This window comes from Enterococcus sp. LJL128 (assembly GCF_056924295.1).
In genome coordinates, this window is the sequence record NZ_JBXPBP010000005.1 from 56,675 (window position 1) to 76,539 (window position 19,865).

Annotated in this window: 20 protein-coding genes and 1 riboswitch; of the genes, 16 read left to right on the forward strand and 4 right to left on the reverse strand. The window is 39.5% G+C overall.

Translation table 11 applies throughout. From position 1 onward, the window contains the following. The first annotated feature begins 104 nt into the window (after nucleotides 1–104). From chvE to AC1Z3K_RS08020, 11 genes are all read left to right on the forward strand, one after another. The gene (chvE, locus tag AC1Z3K_RS07970) at nucleotides 105–1,199 is read left to right on the forward strand and encodes a multiple monosaccharide ABC transporter substrate-binding protein (protein ID WP_461732415.1); all 1,095 of its coding nucleotides are present in this window, start codon (nucleotides 105–107) and stop codon (nucleotides 1,197–1,199) included. A gap of 116 nt (nucleotides 1,200–1,315) precedes the next feature. Further along, nucleotides 1,316–2,848, forward strand: coding sequence for a multiple monosaccharide ABC transporter ATP-binding protein (mmsA, locus tag AC1Z3K_RS07975; protein ID WP_426084560.1), 1,533 nt, complete (start codon nucleotides 1,316–1,318; stop codon nucleotides 2,846–2,848). A 1-nt stretch (nucleotide 2,849) separates the two neighbouring features. Continuing rightward, nucleotides 2,850–4,052 carry a multiple monosaccharide ABC transporter permease gene (gene mmsB, locus AC1Z3K_RS07980; protein ID WP_426084559.1) on the forward strand — a complete coding sequence of 401 codons (1,203 nt, stop codon included), beginning with the start codon at nucleotides 2,850–2,852 and terminating at the stop codon, nucleotides 4,050–4,052. A gap of 15 nt (nucleotides 4,053–4,067) precedes the next feature. After that, nucleotides 4,068–4,403 carry a PTS sugar transporter subunit IIB gene (locus AC1Z3K_RS07985; RefSeq protein ID WP_426084558.1) on the forward strand — a complete coding sequence of 112 codons (336 nt, stop codon included), beginning with the start codon at nucleotides 4,068–4,070 and terminating at the stop codon, nucleotides 4,401–4,403. A gap of 379 nt (nucleotides 4,404–4,782) precedes the next feature. Beyond that, nucleotides 4,783–6,468, forward strand: coding sequence for a peptide ABC transporter substrate-binding protein (locus AC1Z3K_RS07990; RefSeq protein ID WP_426084553.1), 1,686 nt, complete (start codon nucleotides 4,783–4,785; stop codon nucleotides 6,466–6,468). 221 nt (nucleotides 6,469–6,689) lie between these two features. Further along, nucleotides 6,690–7,292 carry a Holliday junction branch migration protein RuvA gene (ruvA, locus tag AC1Z3K_RS07995; RefSeq protein ID WP_461732416.1) on the forward strand — a complete coding sequence of 201 codons (603 nt, stop codon included), beginning with the start codon at nucleotides 6,690–6,692 and terminating at the stop codon, nucleotides 7,290–7,292. Between the two features lie 12 nt (nucleotides 7,293–7,304). After that, on the forward strand, nucleotides 7,305–8,315 hold the full coding sequence (gene ruvB / locus AC1Z3K_RS08000; RefSeq protein ID WP_461732509.1) for a Holliday junction branch migration DNA helicase RuvB: 1,011 nt from the start codon (nucleotides 7,305–7,307) through the stop codon (nucleotides 8,313–8,315). A gap of 218 nt (nucleotides 8,316–8,533) precedes the next feature. Further along, complete coding sequence (locus AC1Z3K_RS08005) at nucleotides 8,534–9,451, forward strand: helix-turn-helix domain-containing protein (protein ID WP_461732417.1); 918 nt, start codon at nucleotides 8,534–8,536, stop codon at nucleotides 9,449–9,451. A gap of 219 nt (nucleotides 9,452–9,670) precedes the next feature. Next, entirely contained in the window at nucleotides 9,671–9,877 is a 207-nt protein-coding gene (locus tag AC1Z3K_RS08010; protein WP_461732418.1) for a hypothetical protein, read from the forward strand. A gap of 334 nt (nucleotides 9,878–10,211) precedes the next feature. Further along, nucleotides 10,212–10,790, forward strand: coding sequence for a TetR/AcrR family transcriptional regulator (locus AC1Z3K_RS08015; protein ID WP_426084549.1), 579 nt, complete (start codon nucleotides 10,212–10,214; stop codon nucleotides 10,788–10,790). 266 nt (nucleotides 10,791–11,056) lie between these two features. After that, nucleotides 11,057–11,833 (forward strand): MurR/RpiR family transcriptional regulator, encoded by a 777-nt coding sequence (locus tag AC1Z3K_RS08020; protein WP_461732419.1) that lies wholly within the window; start codon nucleotides 11,057–11,059, stop codon nucleotides 11,831–11,833. A gap of 101 nt (nucleotides 11,834–11,934) precedes the next feature. On the opposite strand, the gene chbG is transcribed toward AC1Z3K_RS08020, so the two are convergent. Beyond that, nucleotides 11,935–12,714 (reverse strand): chitin disaccharide deacetylase, encoded by a 780-nt coding sequence (chbG, locus tag AC1Z3K_RS08025; RefSeq protein WP_461732420.1) that lies wholly within the window; start codon nucleotides 12,712–12,714, stop codon nucleotides 11,935–11,937. 164 nt (nucleotides 12,715–12,878) lie between these two features. Between chbG and AC1Z3K_RS08030 the strand changes: the two genes are divergently transcribed. The 4 genes from AC1Z3K_RS08030 (at nucleotide 12,879) to AC1Z3K_RS08045 (ending at nucleotide 16,768) form a co-directional block, all read left to right on the forward strand. After that, nucleotides 12,879–14,288 carry a PTS sugar transporter subunit IIC gene (locus AC1Z3K_RS08030; protein WP_426084546.1) on the forward strand — a complete coding sequence of 470 codons (1,410 nt, stop codon included), beginning with the start codon at nucleotides 12,879–12,881 and terminating at the stop codon, nucleotides 14,286–14,288. A 32-nt stretch (nucleotides 14,289–14,320) separates the two neighbouring features. After that, nucleotides 14,321–15,661: a 6-phospho-beta-glucosidase gene (locus tag AC1Z3K_RS08035; RefSeq protein ID WP_426084545.1), complete on the forward strand. Its 1,341-nt coding sequence runs from the start codon at nucleotides 14,321–14,323 to the stop codon at nucleotides 15,659–15,661. Between the two features lie 273 nt (nucleotides 15,662–15,934). Further along, complete coding sequence (locus AC1Z3K_RS08040; RefSeq protein ID WP_461732421.1) at nucleotides 15,935–16,405, forward strand: low molecular weight protein-tyrosine-phosphatase; 471 nt, start codon at nucleotides 15,935–15,937, stop codon at nucleotides 16,403–16,405. Nucleotides 16,406–16,492: 87 nt separating this feature from the next. After that, nucleotides 16,493–16,768 (forward strand): hypothetical protein, encoded by a 276-nt coding sequence (locus AC1Z3K_RS08045; RefSeq protein WP_461732422.1) that lies wholly within the window; start codon nucleotides 16,493–16,495, stop codon nucleotides 16,766–16,768. An 87-nt stretch (nucleotides 16,769–16,855) separates the two neighbouring features. Here AC1Z3K_RS08045 and AC1Z3K_RS08050 read toward each other — a convergent pair whose 3' ends face one another. Then, nucleotides 16,856–17,611: a class A sortase gene (locus tag AC1Z3K_RS08050; RefSeq protein WP_426084542.1), complete on the reverse strand. Its 756-nt coding sequence runs from the start codon at nucleotides 17,609–17,611 to the stop codon at nucleotides 16,856–16,858. 221 nt (nucleotides 17,612–17,832) lie between these two features. Between AC1Z3K_RS08050 and AC1Z3K_RS08055 the strand changes: the two genes are divergently transcribed. After that, complete coding sequence (locus tag AC1Z3K_RS08055) at nucleotides 17,833–18,615, forward strand: hypothetical protein (protein ID WP_426084541.1); 783 nt, start codon at nucleotides 17,833–17,835, stop codon at nucleotides 18,613–18,615. A 66-nt stretch (nucleotides 18,616–18,681) separates the two neighbouring features. Here the strand turns inward: AC1Z3K_RS08055 and AC1Z3K_RS08060 are convergent, their stop codons facing one another. Next, nucleotides 18,682–19,065 carry a DUF1622 domain-containing protein gene (locus AC1Z3K_RS08060; RefSeq protein ID WP_426084587.1) on the reverse strand — a complete coding sequence of 128 codons (384 nt, stop codon included), beginning with the start codon at nucleotides 19,063–19,065 and terminating at the stop codon, nucleotides 18,682–18,684. Nucleotides 19,066–19,208: 143 nt separating this feature from the next. Continuing rightward, nucleotides 19,209–19,592 carry an ACT domain-containing protein gene (locus AC1Z3K_RS08065; RefSeq protein ID WP_461732423.1) on the reverse strand — a complete coding sequence of 128 codons (384 nt, stop codon included), beginning with the start codon at nucleotides 19,590–19,592 and terminating at the stop codon, nucleotides 19,209–19,211. 143 nt (nucleotides 19,593–19,735) lie between these two features. Next, nucleotides 19,736–19,835, forward strand: a riboswitch (TPP riboswitch). The last annotated feature ends 30 nt before the right edge of the window (nucleotides 19,836–19,865 follow it).

The window sequence follows — 19,865 nt, forward strand, 5'->3', positions numbered from 1 at the left end:
ACAAAAAGAATTTCTAGAAAACATGAAAAACATTTAATGTAAGCGGTATCTGAAACAGCTATACTTCGGAGTGTAAAGCAATTATAAAATTTGGAGGGATCAAGATGAAATCAGCTTTTAAGAAAGCAATGGCATTTGCTGCATTATTATTGGCAGGAAGCTTCGTGCTTACCGCCTGCAGCGGTTCGGCTTCCGGAGGCAGTGGAGATAAGGGGTACGTGGGGATTGCCATGCCGACAAAATCAGCAGAGCGCTGGATTGCGGACGGCAACAACATGGTGAAGGAATTAGAAAAGCTAGGATATAAAACAGATTTACAGTATGGGGAAGACAAGGTAGAAAACCAGGTCGCTCAAATTGAAAATATGATTACCAAAGGAATTGATACTCTGGTGATTGCCTCAATTGATGGCTCAGCATTGACGGATGTACTAGAAAAAGCAAGTAAAGAAGGCATCAAGGTAATTGCCTATGACCGACTGTTGATGAATTCAGAGCACGTTGATTATTATGCAACCTTTGATAACTTTGGTGTTGGGGTACTGCAGGCTTCTTATATTGAAGATAAGCTAGGTCTGAAGGATGGTGAAGGTCCTTACAATATTGAGCTGTTCGGCGGTTCTCCAGATGACAACAATGCCTTAATTAATTTTAATGGGGTAATGTCAGTTTTTCAGCCTTATCTAGACAGCGGTCAGCTAAAGGTACCTTCTGGTCAAACGAGCTTTAATCAAATTGCAACACTGCGTTGGGATGGTTCTACTGCACAAGCCCGGATGGATAATCTACTGAGTGCAAACTATACAGATAAAACATTAGACGCGGTGCTTTCTCCATATGATCCAATCAGTTTAGGGATTATTTCTTCTCTGAAAGGGGTCGGTTACGGATCTTCTGATAAACCACTGCCAACAATCACTGGGCAAGATGCAACAATTGCCGGGGTAAAATCGATTATTGCCGGCGAACAGACACAAACAATCTTTAAAGACACACGTATTTTAGCTAAAAATACGATTGAAATGATTGAAGCAATCAATAACGACAAAGAAGTGCCTGTAAACGATACAGAAACTTATGACAATGGTGTGAAGGTCGTTCCTACCTATCTGGCAAATCCGGTATCTGTTGATAAAGACAATTATAAAGTTGAGCTGATTGATACAGATTACTATACAGAGGCAGATCTGAAAGAATAGACAGGAGGCAGGAATCGAATCAGCTTCGATTCCTGCTTGTCTTTTCAAAAGCTGTGCTGTAGAAGACAGCCGGCAGACCGGTAAAAATCAAAAACCTGAAAGAGAGGATGAACGGTATGTCAGATTATATTCTGGAAATGAAGAATATTGTTAAAGAATTTTCCGGGGTAAGAGCCTTAGATAATGTAAACCTGAAAATCGAGCGGGGTGAAATCCATGCATTATGCGGTGAAAACGGAGCGGGTAAATCAACGCTAATGAATGTTTTAAGCGGATTATATCCTTATGGCAGTTATGACGGCGAGATTATCTATGATGGAGAAACGTGCAAATTTAAAGATTTGCGGGATAGTGAAAATAAAGGAATTGTTATTATTCATCAGGAATTAGCTCTAAGTCCCTATTTATCTATTAAGGAGAATATATTTTTAGGCAATGAACAAGCAAAGCACGGCATTATTGATTGGGATATAACAGAGAAAAAAACAGATAATTTATTGAAAACAGTAGGATTGAAAATTAATCCTAATATATTAGTTTCCCAGATTGGCGTAGGACATCAGCAGCTGGTGGAAATCGCTAAAGCATTTTCAAAATCTGTTCGGCTGTTGATTCTTGATGAGCCGACTGCAGCCCTAAATGAAGAAGAGAGTGCTAATTTGTTAGAACTTATCAAAGAATTTAAGGGTCAGGGAATTACCTCTATCATCATTTCCCACAAGCTGAATGAAATCGTAAATGTCGCCGATCGAATTACGATTCTGCGTGATGGTCAGACGATTGAAACACTGGAAAATGAAGCGATCACTGAAGAACGGATTATTCGAGGGATGGTTGGACGTGATTTAACGAACCGCTACCCAGATCGTCATCCGAATATTGGCGACGTGTACTTTGAGGTGAAAAACTGGATGGTTCATCATCCTATTGACGGCAGCCGAATTATGAATAATAACATCAATGTTTCTATCCGTCGGGGAGAAATTGTTGGTATTGCCGGCTTGATGGGAGCAGGTCGGACCGAGTTTGCCATGAGTGTTTTTGGTCATTCCTACGGCAGCAATATTAGTGGAACAGCATATAAGGATGGCAAGGAGATATCTGTGAAGGATGTTCCAGCTGCCATTCAGAATGGACTGGCTTATGTATCAGAAGACCGTAAGGCATTGGGACTGAATCTGTTGATGGATATCTGCGAAAATACAACCATTGCTAGTCTTGGGAAAATCAGCCGCAGCGGCGTCATTGATAAAGAAAAAGAAGTATTGGCTGCGGAGGAGTATCGTAAAAAAATGCGGACTAAAACCAGCTCGGTATTTCAAAATGTCGGCAGCTTAAGCGGTGGGAACCAGCAAAAGGTTGTACTGGCAAAATGGCTGATGACTGAGCCGGATATTCTCTTTTTAGACGAGCCGACCAGAGGAATCGACGTGGGTGCTAAATACGAGATTTATACAATTATTGAAGAGATGGCAGCTTCTGGTAAAAGTATCTGCATTATCTCTTCAGAGCTTCCTGAAATTTTAGGAATGTGTGACCGTATCTATACCATGAATGAAGGTCGGATTACCGGTGAGGTAATGAGAGAAGAAGCCAATCAGGAAGTGTTGATGAACTTAATGACCATGGAAGAAGAGGGTGTGAGTTAACATGGAAAACACAGATAAATTAGAAAAAGAAAAAAAGCAGCTCAATTTAAAAGATAAAGCAATGGATATTTTCAGCCGCTACAGTATGGTAATCATTTTAGTAGCGCTGCTGATTGCCTTTCAAATCATGACCGGCGGTATCTTCTGGCGGCCGCTGAATATTACCAATCTGGTATTGCAGAATAGTCATATTTTAATTCTTTCTGCCGGAATGCTGCTAGTTGTACTGTTAGGACATGTTGATTTATCGGTAGGCTCAGTGATGGCCTTCGTGGGAGCAATTGCCGGAATGCTAATGGTTAATAATGGCATGAGCCCCTGGCTGGCAGTTCCGCTTTGTATTGGCATTGGAGCGCTGATTGGTGCTTGGCAGGGCTTTTGGGTCGCATATGTTGGTATTCCTGCTTTCATTGTAACTCTGGCTGGTTTGCTGATGTTCCGAGGATTGACACAGGTTGTTTTAGGCGGACAGTCTCTAGCTCCGTTTCCGTCAGCCTTTCAAAAAATTTCCACTGGATACCTGCCGGATGTAGCAGGAGGAGATCATCTGCATATCCTTTCCATGATTATTGGTCTGATTATTGCTGCAGCACTGATTATCGGCCAGTGGCGGACACGTGAACGACGCAAAAAAAATCTTTTTGAAGTAGAATCAATGAATGCATTTATTATCAAGGCGTTATTTACAGGTATTCTCGTAGTCGGTGTAACCTTTATCTTTGCAGCTTATCAAGGCTATCCAATTATCTTGATTATTTTAGGAATCATCGTTGCAGTTTATGGCTTCTTAACGAATAAAACAGTAGCCGGCCGGCAAATTTATGCTACTGGCGGTAATAAAAAAGCTGCCGAATTATCCGGAATTAAAACAAAGAAAATTACTTTCTGGGTATTCGTCAATATGAGTGCAATGGCTGCCTTAGCCGGTTTGGTATTGGCTGCTCGTCTGAATGCAGCAACGCCACAGGCTGGTACATCAATGGAGCTGGACGCGATGGCTGCAGTATACTTTGGCGGAGCTTCAACCTCTGGAGGGATTGGAACCATTATGGGTGCCATCGTCGGTGGTTTAGTTATGGGAGTGCTGAACAACGGGATGTCTATCCTTGGTATTGGTGTTGACTGGCAGCAGGCGATTAAAGGCTTGATTTTGCTACTGGCGGTTGTTCTGGATATCTACAATAAAAAGAAAAAAATATCTTAAAAGGAGCTGGAAGTAATGAGCAACGACGAGCAAAAAACACTTTTGTTGATCTGTACAGCTGGAATTACTACTGGGCTTCTAGTTAGAAATGTTCAGCAGGCAGCAGATGAAAAAAATATTAATGTCCATGTCTATTCGGCTCCAGCGATTATTGCTGAACAGATTATCCAAACGCAGTCAGTTGATGCTTTGTTGATTGGTCCCCAATCAAAGTATGAAGTGAATCGTCTGAAGGATTTTCTAAACTATAAAGCAGTACCTTACAAGCTGATTTCAAAGGAAGACTATGAAACTTTAGATGGCGAAGCGGTCTTAAAAGAAAGCTTGGTGCTGCTAAAGGAAGAAATCTAACTTTCCGTTGTTAGTAACGTTTGGCAAGAGCATTTCTGGCAAATCCCCCCAATGATACCTGAGCAGCAATGCTTTGTTCAGGATAGCCAGTTTTAATAGAGAAGTCTGTTTTCGATAATGAAAATAGGCTTCTTTTTTTGAGGTTAAATATTTTGAATTGTTATATGGGGTGTTGTTAATAGATTGGATTTTTAGATTCCCTATCCTCACTTCTTTTTTATAAAAATCTACCTATTAGACTAAAATAAATCGTCGATATTGCGTATTTTTAATAGAATCGGTAGAAAAGGATTGCGCTCGTTCAGAATTTTTAGTATTATATGAATATTCTAAAAATTAAAAAATGAAAAGAATAATATGATGTATTGGAGAGAATTGGATGAAAAAGCATAATATGAAGAAATTTACGAGTATCATTCTTTTATCAGCAGTAACATTGGCTGCATGCGGAACCACTGGGGGGAGTTCTGATTCTACAGATACAAGCGGAGGCAGCTCAAGCTCTGGATCAGCTTCTGGAGAACAGGTATTTAATCAGGTTGTTCAACAAGAAATGCCTAGTGCTGACTTATCACTGGCAACAGATACAATCAGCTTTTCAGCATTGAATAATGTTTATGAAGGCTTGTATCGTTTAGATGAAAATAGTAAACCACAGCCAGCCGGTGCGGCTGAAATGGCTGAAATCAGTGATGATAATTTGACGTATACAATCAAACTGAATGAGGATGCAAAGTGGTCAAATGGCGACCCTGTTGTAGCTGCTGACTATGTTTATGGCTGGCAAAGAACAGTAGATCCTAAGACAGCAGCAGAGTATGCGTATCTGTTTGAATTAGTTAAAAATGGTGCGGCAGTCAATGCCGGCGAGAAAGATGTTGAAGAGCTGGGTGTTAAAGCAGTTAGTGATTATGAACTGGAAATTACTTTAGAAAAACCAACGCCTTACTTTGATTACCTGCTGGCGTTTCCGTCCTTCTTCCCGCAAAATCAAAAAGTTGTTGAAAAAAATGGTAAAGACTATGCTACATCAAGTGACATGTCGGTTTATAATGGTCCATTTACATTAACTGACTTTGACGGTCCGGGAACAGACACTAAATGGTCTTATACGAAAAATGAAGAATACTGGGATAAAGATACAGTTAAGCTTGAAAAAATCAACGTGGATGTGGTAAAAGAAGCACCGACTTCATTGAACTTGTTCCAGGATGGTCAAGCGGACGATGTAATCCTAAATGGCGAGCTTGCACAGCAAATGGCAAGTGACCCAGAATTTATCAGTCAAAAAGATGGACGTACAGTTTATATGGAATTAAATCAGCGTGAAGCAGATTCTCCGTACCACAATGAAAACCTGCGTAAAGCAATTTCTTATGCTATTGACCGTGAAGCGCTAGTTAATCAGATTCTAGGCGATGGTTCAGTCGTATCACAAGGGTTAGTTCCAGGGGAGCTGTCATTCTCACCAACTGATAATAAAGATTTTGCAGAAGAAAACGAAAATGTATTGACCCATAATGAAGAAAAAGCAAAAGAATATTGGGAAAAAGCGAAAAAAGAATTAGGGATTGAAACCTTTGAAATGGATATTGTCCATGACGATACCGATTCAACGAAAAAGCTGACAGAATATATCCAAGGTGTGCTGAATGATACGCTGGACGGTATAAAAGTAACCGTAACGCCTGTACCTTTCTCTGTTCGTTTGGATAGAGGGAACAGCGGGAATTTCGAAGCAATCATGGGCGGCTGGGGCGCAGACTATGCGGATCCAAGCAGCTTCCTAGACTTGTTTGTTACAGGCAATGCTTACAACAGAGGTCGTTACTCAAATAAAGAGTATGACAAGCTGATTGAGTCTTCGAATGTTACACATGCAGCAGATCCTGAAGCACGTTGGGAAGATATGCTGAAAGCTGAAAAACTACTGATGGATGATATGGGTGTGATTCCAATCTATCAAAAATCAGAAGCGCATATGAGAAAGGCCAAAGTAAAAGGCGTTGTTGCTCATGCGGCAGGTGCACAATACGACTTCAAGTGGACATACATTGAAGAATAAATAAAAGCTGACTGAAGCAGAGGCCGGGAGTAGTTATTCCGGTCTCTGTTTTTTTTAGAGTTTATATTGTTATAGAAGAACCGTTCAGCAAAGCTGGAAGCAGTGCTCGGAACGGCTCGAAAAGCAAACGTATTTTCCCCTTTTTAAATAGGATGACTATAGATTTTTGCTGCTTTGTGATAAACTAAAGACGGCACAAACTACTTAGAAAAGGTGAAAGCATGTACGAATATATCATCGGCAACATTACATATATCAGTCCGTATTACATCGTTTTAGAGACAAATGGAATCGGTTATCAGGTGTCTGTGGGTAATCCCTACAGGTATTCAGGGAAAACAGAGACAAAGGTTTATCTACATCAGGTTATTCGGGAAGATGCTCATAGCCTGTACGGTTTTGCGGATTTAGAAGAAAAGCAGCTGTTTTTAAAACTGATTAGTGTTTCAGGGATTGGACCTAAAAGTGCGCTGGCTATCATGGCATCGGAAGATCACGGCGGGTTAATCCATGCTATTGAAGCAGAAGATGCGGCATATCTGACGAAATTCCCCGGCGTGGGCAAGAAAACTGCGCAGCAGATGGTTCTTGATTTGAAGGGCAAGCTGGGAGAGCTGGAACGCTCTGAAGCTGCTGCGGAAGCAATGGCTAGGTCTACAGTGAAAACCGGCACCAAGGAGCTGACAGAAGCTCTAGAGGCGCTTAGTGCACTTGGCTATAGTGAAAAGGAAATCAAAAAGGTCACACCTCAGCTGGAAGCTCTTGAAGCTTCTCAAACAGATGTTTATCTAAGAAGTGCACTGAAACTAATGATGAAACGATAAAGGAGGAGCAGAATAGTGAGTGAAGAGCGGATTCTTTCAGGAGACAGCAATGATGGAGAAGAATCGTTGGAAATCTCTCTGCGTCCTAAATTTTTAAAGCAGTATATTGGGCAGCATAAAGTAAAGCAGGAATTAAGTATTTATATAGAAGCTGCCAGAAAACGGCAGGAATCTTTGGACCATACACTATTATATGGTCCGCCAGGATTAGGGAAAACGACAATGGCGATGGTTATTGCCAATGAGATGGCTGTAAATATCCGAACCACTAGTGGTCCGGCCATTGAGCGTCCCGGTGATTTGGTGGCTATTTTGAATGAACTAGAGCCTGGCGATGTTTTATTTATTGATGAAATTCATCGTCTGCCGCGAGTAGTAGAGGAAATGCTGTATTCAGCGATGGAAGATTTTTTTGTAGATATCATGGTTGGTCAGGGAACAACGGCTCATCCAGTTCATTTTCCGCTGCCGCCATTTACGCTAATTGGTGCAACAACTCGAGCTGGACAGCTCTCTGCACCGCTGAGAGACCGATTTGGAATTGTCTCGCATATGGAATATTATGCAGATGATGATTTACAGGAAATTGTTCTTCGTTCTTCAGATATTTTTCAAACTGAAATTGTCACAGAAGGCGCGTTTGAAATTGCACGGCGTTCACGGGGAACACCGCGGATTGCCAACCGTCTGCTTAAAAGAGTCAGGGACTTTGCTCAGGTTCAATCAGATGGTGTGATTAACAAAAATATTGCAGATCAGGCGTTGACTCTACTTCAAGTGGACCATCAGGGGCTGGACTATGTAGATCAGAAGCTGCTGCGGACATTAATTGAGCTGTACGGCGGCGGTCCTGTAGGGCTAAGCACCCTTTCTGTGAATATCGGGGAGGAGACAGAAACCGTTGAAGATATGTATGAACCCTATCTAATCCAAAAAGGATTTATTAAACGTACCCCGCGCGGTAGAATTGCTACGCCATTAGCGTATGAACATTTTGATTATCCCTATTTTTCCCAAGAATAAAAAAATGATTTAAAAAGCAAACAATATAATGTAATTATGTTTGTGATATAATAAGTTGCTTGAATTTCTTAAAATGCTGTAAGTATAGATGAATAGTCCGATGATGATTCCGTAAGTTTTGGATAGGAAAACGCTAACAAATATAGCGAAATGCAGGTATTCAGTTGCTTGTTGCTTGTGACTAACTATACAATATAAGTGACTGGGGGGAGAAAGTCATGGATATAAAAATTGAGTTAGGAAAGAAAATTCGACTGCTCAGAGAAAAAAATGGTTTGACCAGGGAAGCTTTTTGCGATGATGAAGTAGAACTGACTGTGCGGCAGTTAACAAGAATCGAAGCCGGCCAGTCATTACCGACATTACCTAAGTTAACCTTTATTTCTCAGCGCCTGGCTGTCCCAATCCATCATTTGATTGACGAAGAACATTTTGAGTTACCTAAGAGATATCAGCAATTGAAGCATAAATTATATAAGGCATATACATATAGTGAGAAAGAACGTATTCTTAAGAAAGAACAACATTTTACAGAAATCTATGAAAAATATTATGACAAACTACCAGAGGAAGAACAATTAGCGATTGATGTTCAGCAAGCAGCAATGGATGTACATTTTGCTGGAAAGGCAGATTTTGGTGAAGGAATATTAAATGATTACTTTTTGCAAATTCTTCAAAAGAAAGAATACTCCACAAACGATTTGCTTATCATAGAATTGTATTTTCATTGTATCCACTTTAAAAATTATGATGAAGAATTGTTTATGTTATTATTTAACAAAGTTATAGAACAAGTAGATTACTCAGTAGATATAGAATTAGTATTATTAAATAAAGTGTTGATAGCTGCGATAAGCGTTTTTTTGCAATACAAAAATTATGACAAATTAATAGATGCTGTTAGAGTTTCAAATATAATAATGCAAACTAATCAAGACTTTCAAAAAAAACCAGTAATTGAAATGATGGAAGGAAAATATTGGTTGTTTTGCCAAAAGAACAGCAAGCAAGCCAAACAAAAATATATGGATGGTGCTCAGTGTGCTAGATTATTTGGTGATGCAGTTTTAAGCGAGAAAATAATGCAAGAATGGGAAATGGATTTAAAAGAATACATTCAAAATGAACAATAATAGAGAAAGGCTTAAGCAAAGTATGCTTAGGTCTTTTCTTTTACAACAGGACATTGATGTCCTGTTGTAAATTCATGTGGTTGTCTATACTTGGTTTTGTTAGTAGCATAACAAAATTTTAAATAAGTAGGGGGACTTAAGATGCTTGATAATTTATATAATTTGTATATTTTAATCAGTCCAAGAGGACACTGGACAGCTGGATAAAGGAGGATGAGTTTGAGCAAAGTAGATTATTCTATAGAAACTGAGCAAGTAACTGTTCAAAATCTTGTTATCTCTAATGAAGAAGAGCATGAGAAATTATTAAAAGTCATGTTAGATGACGAATTATTTAAGATTATTCTATTAAAGCAGTGGGAGAAAAAAATTCTGGCTTTGAATAATCATATGATTGGTAAGGTAGAAATATCGGAAATCAAGTAGGTATCCAATGTATTTCTTTCTTTTATACATAGGAGAGGGATGGTATCACTGTAGTTGGATGCCCCTTTTCTTATCGATAAATAATTGGGTTAGTTATTTATCGATAAGAAAAGGGTTAGGGCAATATGCAAATTGTTCTTAATTGGGTCTGGTTAAATAATAGGGAAAGAAAGACACTGACAGCTAAGGTGTCTTTTTTTCTGTGCATTTTTAGTAAAGAGGCTTAACGGCGGACTGCTGGTTAGCTGAAAGGCAGTTTGTCATTTCAAAAATATTTGATACAATAGATGCACAAATGACGAAAGTACAATGAGAGAAAGTAGGGAGGAAAGCTATGAGTGAATCGCAGAAAACCAAAAAAGTAATTGCTCAAGCGCTGATAGACTTATGCGGCTCAGAGGCATTCAATAAAATAAGCGTTCAAGATATTACCCATGCAGCTGGTTTGAATAGGCAGACATTTTATTACCACTTTTCTGATAAATATGCTCTGCTGCGCTGGATTTATCAGGAGAATGCATTTCTCTATCTAGATACAAGGGATGTTAATATCGATAATTGGGAAGAACAGGCGTTAAAGATGCTGAAAGCTATTCAGGAAAAAAGAGATTTTTACTACAATACAGCGAACGCTTATCCGGACATTATTCGGACTGATTTTGCGGAGGTTACAAAAAAGCTGTTTCTTAATCTATTTGAACAGATGGATGCTGAGCATGAACTGCTGGATGAGGATAAGCGGTTTTATGCCCGTTTTCTATCCTATGGCTGCAGCGGTGTCCTATTTACTTGGATTATGGAAGGTTATCAGGAAACACCATTAACAATTGCAACTCAGCTCTTTCGTTTAGCAAAGGATATTGAATTCTTCTCTTATCGGTTGTATCAGCAAGATTCTGACGATTTTATGTAGCCGAATTATAAAGACTACTATAGATATAAGGCATACTCTCTCGAAAGCTAAAAAAGTATCCAATACCACTTTTTACAGCTTTTATCTAACTTAGATTTAGTAATTAGAACCATTGAACAGTTGAAGTGAATTAACTCTTGACAGTGCCGATAGAAGCACGGTAAGGTGAAGACAAGAGAGTACAAGGGGATAGTGAGGATTGACGGTTTTATTGGAAGTAAAGCATCGACCTTTCTGTTAATACATATTGAAGAAGGTGCAGACAGATGTTTAATATGATTATTATATTGCTGGCAACATTGAACAGTGAACCAGTTGGAACAAATGACTATCGGATTTCCCGGTTTATTTTGAGTAATTTAAGAAATATTCAAACATACAATATTTCTCAACTAGCTCAGGCCTGCTTTGTATCAAATTCCAGTATTTCCCGTTTTTGCCGGAAAATAGGGTTTCGAGATTTCAATGAACTGAAGCAGCAGTTTTTTCAATGGACAGATATTGGAGAAAAAAAGTTTGCTTATGAAGGTCGCTTAACGACAGCCTTAAAGGATACTTATATAGACAGCATTATAGAGAACCTCCTGCTTTTGAAGAAGAGTGTTAGAAACGAAGAGCTGCAGCAGCTGGCAAAGGATATTCTAACCTATCCTAAAGTAGCGGCATTCGGCTCCCTTCATTCTCAAAGTGTGGTATTAAATCTACAGACGGATTTATTAACAAGCGGTATTGTTATGGATACTCGAACTCGTTTTCAGGAACAGCTGGAATATATTGAAAATGCTGGAGAAGACACGTTAATTCTCTTGTTTTCTCGTGGCGGCAGCCATCTTAAACGCTTTTTAGTACATGATCTGCAGCTGAGCCGAAATAGCAAACCGAAGCTTGTGATGATAACAGCTAGCGAAAATATTCGAAGCAATAAATACATTGATCAGTTTATTTATTATGAAGAAAAAGAAGGGTTCACAGCGTATCCTTATGCCTTTGAAGTGATAACGGGAATTTTGGCGCTGGAGGTTTTTGCCAGAAAAAATGAATAGATAAAAAGGATAGAACATTATGCGCGGTAAGGCACATAGTGTTCTATCTTTTTTGCTTGTTTAACTACCAGTAAAGTGAATTTTTTCTGGGATTGTGCATTTTATCCTTTTAAATTACATAATTGTTCAAAATTGATTAGTTCAATTTGCTTCTCCTTAATGTATGCTTTTGTCCGCTCTGACTGCAGCGTCTCTGCTTCTAAAGAACGCTGGATATTGTAGCTGCTGTTTTCAAAAATCCATTGATCGACATATGCGGGGTGACACATCATTTCATAGATTTGATTTTCCTCAAGCTGTAAGTTTGCAAAAAACTCAGGTGTAATCGAAGTTAAATAGAAAGAATTTAAAAAATAATCCGCATGGGGCAGCCCGTCAAGCAACGGCTGATAGGCTTGAATCTGCTCGTCAGACCATTTTCTTGGATGAAAACGAACAGCCAGCTGGAATTCCTTGGCTAACTGAGTATAAACAGGAAAAATATTTGTCATCATATGAATATGGTGATGAGAGTCGATGTGACTGGGTGTTAAGCCGTGAGCATACACTTTTTCAATTTGGGCACGCCATTCTTTATAAACCTCCTCCTCGGACACATCAAGTTCATTTGCTTCCAAATTGTAGCGTTTGAATGTTTGTGGTTGACTGACTAGACTGGGAATCATATGAGAATCTAAAACTGGCTGTCCTAAATCCAAGGATAGGTGCACGCCGATGTCTAGGGTGCGATGCTGCTTTGCCAGCTGACAGGCATGTTCAAATGCCAGTGTGGTACTTAAAAGAGTAGTCGAAGCAACAACTCCTTTTTTAAAACAGTCGATGATTCCGTAATTCTGTCCTCTACTTAGGCCAAAATCATCAGCATTTATTAGTAGCTTCATTTTTCGGCTCCTTTCTAATAATAGTATCTTTAATGTACTCGTTAATTTCTCACAGCCCTCTGTTTTTCCATTAATTGGAAATCATTTCCAAATCATGGAAATTTAAGTAATAGCTAGAATGTAACCGCTATACTATGCCTAACAAGAAAAAAGGAGATGATGAAATGAGTATCATGGACAAATTTAACCAGGTCGCTGAAAAAAGCTTACTGCCGATTGCCAACAAGCTGGCAGCACAACGCCACTTGTCAGCGCTTAGAAATGGAATGGTTTCTTCCATCCCATTATCTATCTTAGGCGGTGTCAGCCTGATCATTGCTACACCTCCGTTTAACCCGGAACAGATGTCTCAGAGGAATGTACTGACGAATTTTCTGTCCGTATGGTATGACTGGGCTCAGGCCAATGCTTATACACTAAAACTGCCTTTTATGATGAGTATGGGACTGATGGGATTATTCATCGCTTTTTCAATTGCTCATAATCTGGCTGAGGAATATGGCATGCCCGCACTAGACGCATCGATTGTATCAACAGTTACGTTTTTACTGGTTAGCTCGCCGGCATTTTCCGGAGTTCCTCTCGATAAACTTACGGAGAATATGGCAGTAGAAGAGTTTAGTCAGCTAGGGCTGCTTAGTTTGCCAATGCAGTATTTGGATGCAAAAGGAATATTCACTGCAATTATTGTAAGTATCAGCTGTGTGGAAATTATGCGTTTGTTAGCGGAGAAAAATATTCGATTTAAAATGCCGGACGGCGTTCCACCTGCTATTGCTGCTTCTTTTGATGCCATTCTGCCATTGTTCTTATGTACGGGGCTTTTTTACGGTGTTAGCTTGCTGATTCAAAATATTACAAATGGAGAATTGATTCCTGCGATGATCATGAAGCTTTTAGCACCGGCAATGACCGGTTTGGATTCGCTAGTAGGCATCTGCCTGATTACCTTCCTGGCGCAGTTATTCTGGTTCTTTGGTTTACACGGAGCCAGTATCACCCAGTTTGTTCGCTTACCCTTCATGAGTGCTTATATTGTAGCGAATGCGACAGCTTTTTCTCAAGGAGAGGCTATTCCTCACTTCTTTACTCAGCCTTTCTGGTCGTATATCATCGCGATTGGCGGTGGAGGCTCTACACTGGCATTGGCGATACTGATGCTTCGAGCTCGTTCAGGGCAAATGCGGCAGCTTGGGAAAATATCTATTATTCCCTCACTGTTTAACATTAATGAGCCGCTGATTTTCGGTACGCCGCTCGTTCTTAATCCAATTATGATGCTGCCATTTATTTTTGTTCCAGTAATTAACGCTATCTTTGGCTATGCTTTCATGTATTTCGGCTGGATTGGTAAAGGTGTGGTGGAGACACCATGGACAACACCAGCGCCGATAGGGGCTGCGTTAGGAACGATGGATATTCGGGCGGGGCTGTTTGTTATCGGACTCCTGCTTGTTGATTTGCTGATTTACTATCCATTTTTCAAGGTTTTAGATAAACAGGCTGTTCAAGTAGAAAAAGAAGATGAACAGGAAATGCTGAAAGCTAAAGGAATACAGACTGAAACAATCTAAACAGACAACTTTAACTAAAGGAGAGACAGCACATGTCAAAAGATGCATTAAAAATCGTTACTATCGGCGGCGGTTCCAGCTACACGCCGGAAATTATTGAAGGCTTTATTCAAAAGAAGCTGGATGGTTTACTACCAATCAAAGAAATCTATTTAGTTGATATTGAAGCAGGAAAAGAAAAATTAGAAATTGTCGGTGGATTAGCAAAACGGATGGTTGAGAAAGCACAGGCAGATATCACCATTCACTTGACGCTGGATCGTAAAGAGGCATTAAAAGATGCTGATTTTGTTACCACACAGTTTCGTGTAGGGCTGCTGCCGGCAAGAATTCGAGATGAAAAAATTCCTTTGAAGTATGATTTAATTGGGCAAGAAACAAACGGTGCTGGCGGAGCGATGAAGGCACTCCGCACCATTCCGGTAATTTTGGATATTTGTCGTGATATGGAAGAATTGTGTCCGAATGCTTGGCTGATTAATTTTACTAATCCTTCAGGCATCATCACTGAAACGGTACTTAGACATTCTTCTATTAAGGTAGTCGGCCTATGCAATATTCCAATTGGGATTGTAAATAAGATAGCCAAGCTGTATGAGACGACACCGGAGAATGTTTCTGTAGAATTTTCTGGATTAAATCATTTCGTGTTTGGGAAAAACATCTATGTAAATGGCGAAGATGTAACATTGGATGTTATTGAAAAAATCAAAGATGGAACAGAAATTTCTGCGAAGAATATTCCGAATTTCTCTTTTCCGGCTGACGTTCTTGACTCCATCGGCATGATTCCAGCTGGCTATCTGAAATATTATTATACTCGGGAAAAAATGCTGGAGGACTGTAAGCGTGCAGCGAAAGAAGAAGGTACTAGGGGGGAAGTAGTGACTCAGACAGAGAAAGAGTTGTTTGAGCTATATAAGGATCAGGAACTAGCTGTAAAACCAAAACAACTGGAGGAACGCGGCGGCGCACATTATAGTGAAGCAGCTGTCAATTTAATTGATTCCATCTACAATGGCGACGGAAAAATCCATTATGTCAATGTTCGTAATAATGGGACAATCTCCAGCCTTCCTGAGAATGCTGCTATTGAATGTAATTGTGTAGTGACACATCGCGGGGCGTTGCCGGTGACTGTAGGAGAGCTGGAAACTAGCGTTAGAGGACAAATTTCGTTAATGAAAGCTTATGAAGAATTAGTCATTGAAGCAGGAGTTACTGGCGATTATCTGGCGGCACTCAAAGCTTTAACCATTAACCCGTTAGTCAATGATAGTGATAAAGCTGGTGCGGTACTACAGGATATGCTGTGGGCGAATCAGGAATATTTACCACAGTTTAGTCAATGGTTTGCAGAAAACAAGGAATAGGTATCTAAACACTATAAAAGCTTTTTGTACAGCTTTTCCGAGTGCTGAAAAGCCGTAGAGGTAAAATGATAGGTTCTGATAGTAAGAGTGAGTTCACAGAAATTGTTCTTTAGATTTCTGTGAATTCTCTTTTATTTTCAGAGGAAACTCTAAGGGTTACAGTGAGACCGAAATTTTTCCACAGTGTAGGTAGTCGAAAGGCTTTTTGAAGTATTTTACAAAGGGACTTGAAGTTTGTTATGCTGAAGGAAAGAGAGCTTGGGAGGAATGAAGATGATACGTGTATTATTTGTCTGTTTAGGCAATATTTGCCGTTCACCAATGGCTGAAGCGGTAATGAGGGAGAAAGTTAAGGAAGCTGGTTTGGAGGAAAAGATTCAAGTGTCCTCTGCCGCAACCAGTGGATGGGAAGCAGGAAATCCGCCGCATCGAGGAACGCGGCAGATATTGGAGGCGCATGACATCTCTGTTGATGGGCTGCGGTCGACACAGATTAACCAACAGGACTTTGTGGTTTATGATTATATTATCGGGATGGATTATAGCAACTTGACTGATTTGAAGAGAACAGCACCAGCAGGCAGGGAAGAAAATATCCATCTATTTATGTCTGTCGTTGAGCACCAAGAAGAGACAGAAGTTCCTGATCCTTACTATACTGGAGATTTTGAGACGACATATCGAATGGTGAATGAAGGAACCACAGCCTGGCTGGAACACTTGAAAAAAGAAGCGGGAAAATAAAAAAACTCATACTTTTTTACGTGATAATCTCAGTCCTAAGGAGGATGTAATTTTATGAGCAACCTTTTACAATAAAGGAGTAAGCTTATGAATGCATTATCAGAGCTGGAGAATTTACTAATGGAGGATGAAAACATGCGGTCATTTAAATCAATCGTTTTTGAACTGTCGCTCTTTTATCTGTTATTGGCAGTTGGATTGCCTTTAGTGTATGCTGTGACTTATCATCTGCCCATGATGGGTATTTTCTCGCTGGAATGGTTATTTGCCTGTGCAGCGGTCTACCCGCTTGTTCTTTTGCTGTCAGCCTTTCGCTACAGCTACCAGCGGCTTAAGCATGGCTATCAGAGAAACAGCCATTGATTATTGGATACGAAGAGTATCGTCCATTTAAATAAAAAAAGGGAGATAGCTGATTTGTTTAGTCAATCAGTCTGTCTCCCTTCTTGTTTATTTGTATAGGCGCTGTTCCATTTGGAAAGCAGTCAACATATCATCCGTAGCGTCTGCTATTGGTGTAGTAGCTTCCAACTCCGCTTGAACAGCAATCCGTGTGATTGCCTGAATGTCGCCGCAGGTAATCAGTGTTAAAATATTTTTCCCTTCAATATCGTCGATTAGCTCAACTCGGGAAGGATCAATCTTTTCTTTATAAAAAATCTTATAGGTAAACACATTAGTTAAATCAGTTAGATAGATGGTTGCGCCAATTTCTACATATTCTAAAGGAGAAAATAGCGAAACCCCGTCCAGTGTTCTATGACTGGCTAGTGCGTAGTTTCTTTTGCCCATCTCCTGATCTTCCTTCATCGTTCCGGCACCTGTGAGCAGAGCGACATTGGAAAGCCCCTTGAAAATTGGAAGATTGATTTCCACGCTTGGAACAGCAATACCGCCGACCACTGGTAAATCTTTGTTTTCAAACTGTGCTTTGATAACAGCTTCTGTGCTGATTGACTCAACAGAGTCAAAATCAAAAGTAGTATCGGCCTTCAGGTTCTTTGCAACATCTTCCTGAGTAACTCCATCCAGGTTATAAGATTTGCCGTTTTGCTGGATAAGAAAGTTTCTAATTTGTGTATTGAAAATCAAAGCTAAACCGACAAGTAAAAGTAAAACCAATAAAATATTGATTAGCCAGTTGCTTTTTTTCTTTTTCTTCTTTTGTTTTTTTGGCGCAGCTGACGCCCGTTTCTTTTTACTCATTCGTCACACTCCTATTTTTTTATAGTGTATCATATTTTATATGTAAACCCCATAAATTTAATTAAATTTAAACTAAAAAAGGTACTTTAAAATAAAATGAAATGAAATGTGACTGAATTATCTGCTTTTGTAATTGAATTTTAAACAAAAAGAAATAAGCTTTTTTATGATAAATAATGTAAAATGGAATAAGTAGAAATCCGTGAAGGGGTGATTGGTAATTGTTGGATTTAATTTATGTACATGTGGATATAACAAGCAACGCAGTTTTATCCAAAGGAATAACGCATTATGATTTTGTCAGATCTGTCGTACATAAGCCGAAAAATCTTCTTTTGCTGAACCCTTATGCAGAAGATGGTGAGTATGAAAGACATAGCGGTCTGAAAATTATTCGCGGATTGGACAATGTGAATCAGCATTTTTCTGATGCAGGCCGCAGAAGAAAAGGAGAAGAGATCAAGTGGATGGATTTTTCTGACATAGCGATGCTGAAGGAATTAACGCCTCTTGAAATCTCAGAGCTGCTGTATTTTGGGCACACCAAAACCAGTCTGCATTCACCGTTCTTTTACAAATTGCAGAATAACTTTGTCTTTTTTGAGTTTGCTGATCAAATGACTAGAGTTTATTATCGCTATATTGATGAATTTTATCAGATTTTAGCGGATAAAATCAGTAGTGTCATCTTAGAAAAGGTTAATGACAAAAAAAGCTTTTTCCGCAGAGGTGTTTCTGTAGATAAGCTTAGCAGTGATCTGCTAAAGGAAATGAAGCCAATTTTACAGGAAGGCGTAGTATTCTGTTTTCAGAATATTGAACAACAGGGGAAGGAATACCGCATTCCGATTTATATGATTGAGGACTCTTTGTGGAAAACGAAGAATTATGCCTATAAAGAAGACCCGATAATCGCTTCTTTAGTCTATAATACAGGGAAACGAACATGGCATTTTGAAAATAACGGGGAAGCCTTAGATATTCAACTGCCTAAGCATGCCTAGAAAAGGTAGAATATAAAAATGCAAAAGAGACTGGTGCTTGGTAGCCAGTCTCTTTTTTTGAGAAAATTAGTTTTGCTGTTTTTTTTCAAGTGTAGTGGCTGTCTCCGTTTCATTCTTTTCGGCATCTTCAATTTCTTTATGGAGAAAATAAGAGATGACCGTTCGAATGACGACCAGAGCAGCCAGCTTGGAAATATCTTGGAAGGTCGGTTTAATGACAGACTCAATGATATCGGCGGCAATCAGGATTTCCAAGCTCAACAGGATATAACTGCCGAGAAAGTTTTTAATCAGGTTATTGTTTTTAGCAATCAGCAGCTTTTGACTACGATCCAGGCTGCTCTTGAAAAAATCGACAGCAGCGATAACTACGCCCCAAATCAGAACGATGATTGCGAGAACGTTCAGACAAAGAATAAATAAATCAAAGAAGGGTGTTAGTTGATTCATAAGTGTTTCAGCCAAATGAGACAATGGAAGACCTCCTTATCGTTTCGTAAATAGTGTTGGTTGTCTGTTTTTTTACAAAAAAAGGATGAAGCCCACAGGCAGCTGTCCTTTGAGTGACGATTCCTATCAATAGCAGTAAATGGCTAGTTAAAGGTGTGACCAGCTTGAATCAGTGTTTGGAGAGCTCTTTCTTTTTCGGTGTTTTTTATTAACAGATAATCTGTATTATACGTTGAAAGGGCAAAAATAGAAATTCCCTGCTCCGCCAAAGGATTAGCCAGCTGGGTTAAAATGCCTACTAGAGAAAAATCCAGTTCACCGACGATTTGAATGATGAACCAACCGGAATCAACGGCAGTAGCCTGATTAGTATTTAAAGAATCGGTCGGTACGATAAAAGAGCATTCATCATTTGTATAGGTTATACTTTTGAAAGCCGTCAGAGAATTGAATGCTTCAGGGATTTCATAGGTAGCTGGAAATTTTATAACCGAGTAGTCCAGCGTGTCGTGAAGTTTTAATTCCATGTAAAGAACTCCTTTTATAGAGATGTTTTTGTTTTAGTCTATCATAGATGAAACAGCAGGGACAAGAAGCAATGTAATTTACAAGTGTTTTTCTTTATGCTAGACTGGGTTTGTCTTTAAACAGACAATCAATTGAATAGAACACCATCACATAGGGGAGCTTTACAGCTGAGAATGAGGTCACTCTAAACCCTTGAACCTGTTGCGTTAATGCGTGCGTAGGAAGTTGTGATGGAGTAGATAGATATACTCCTCCTTTGTTGAATGGTTCGT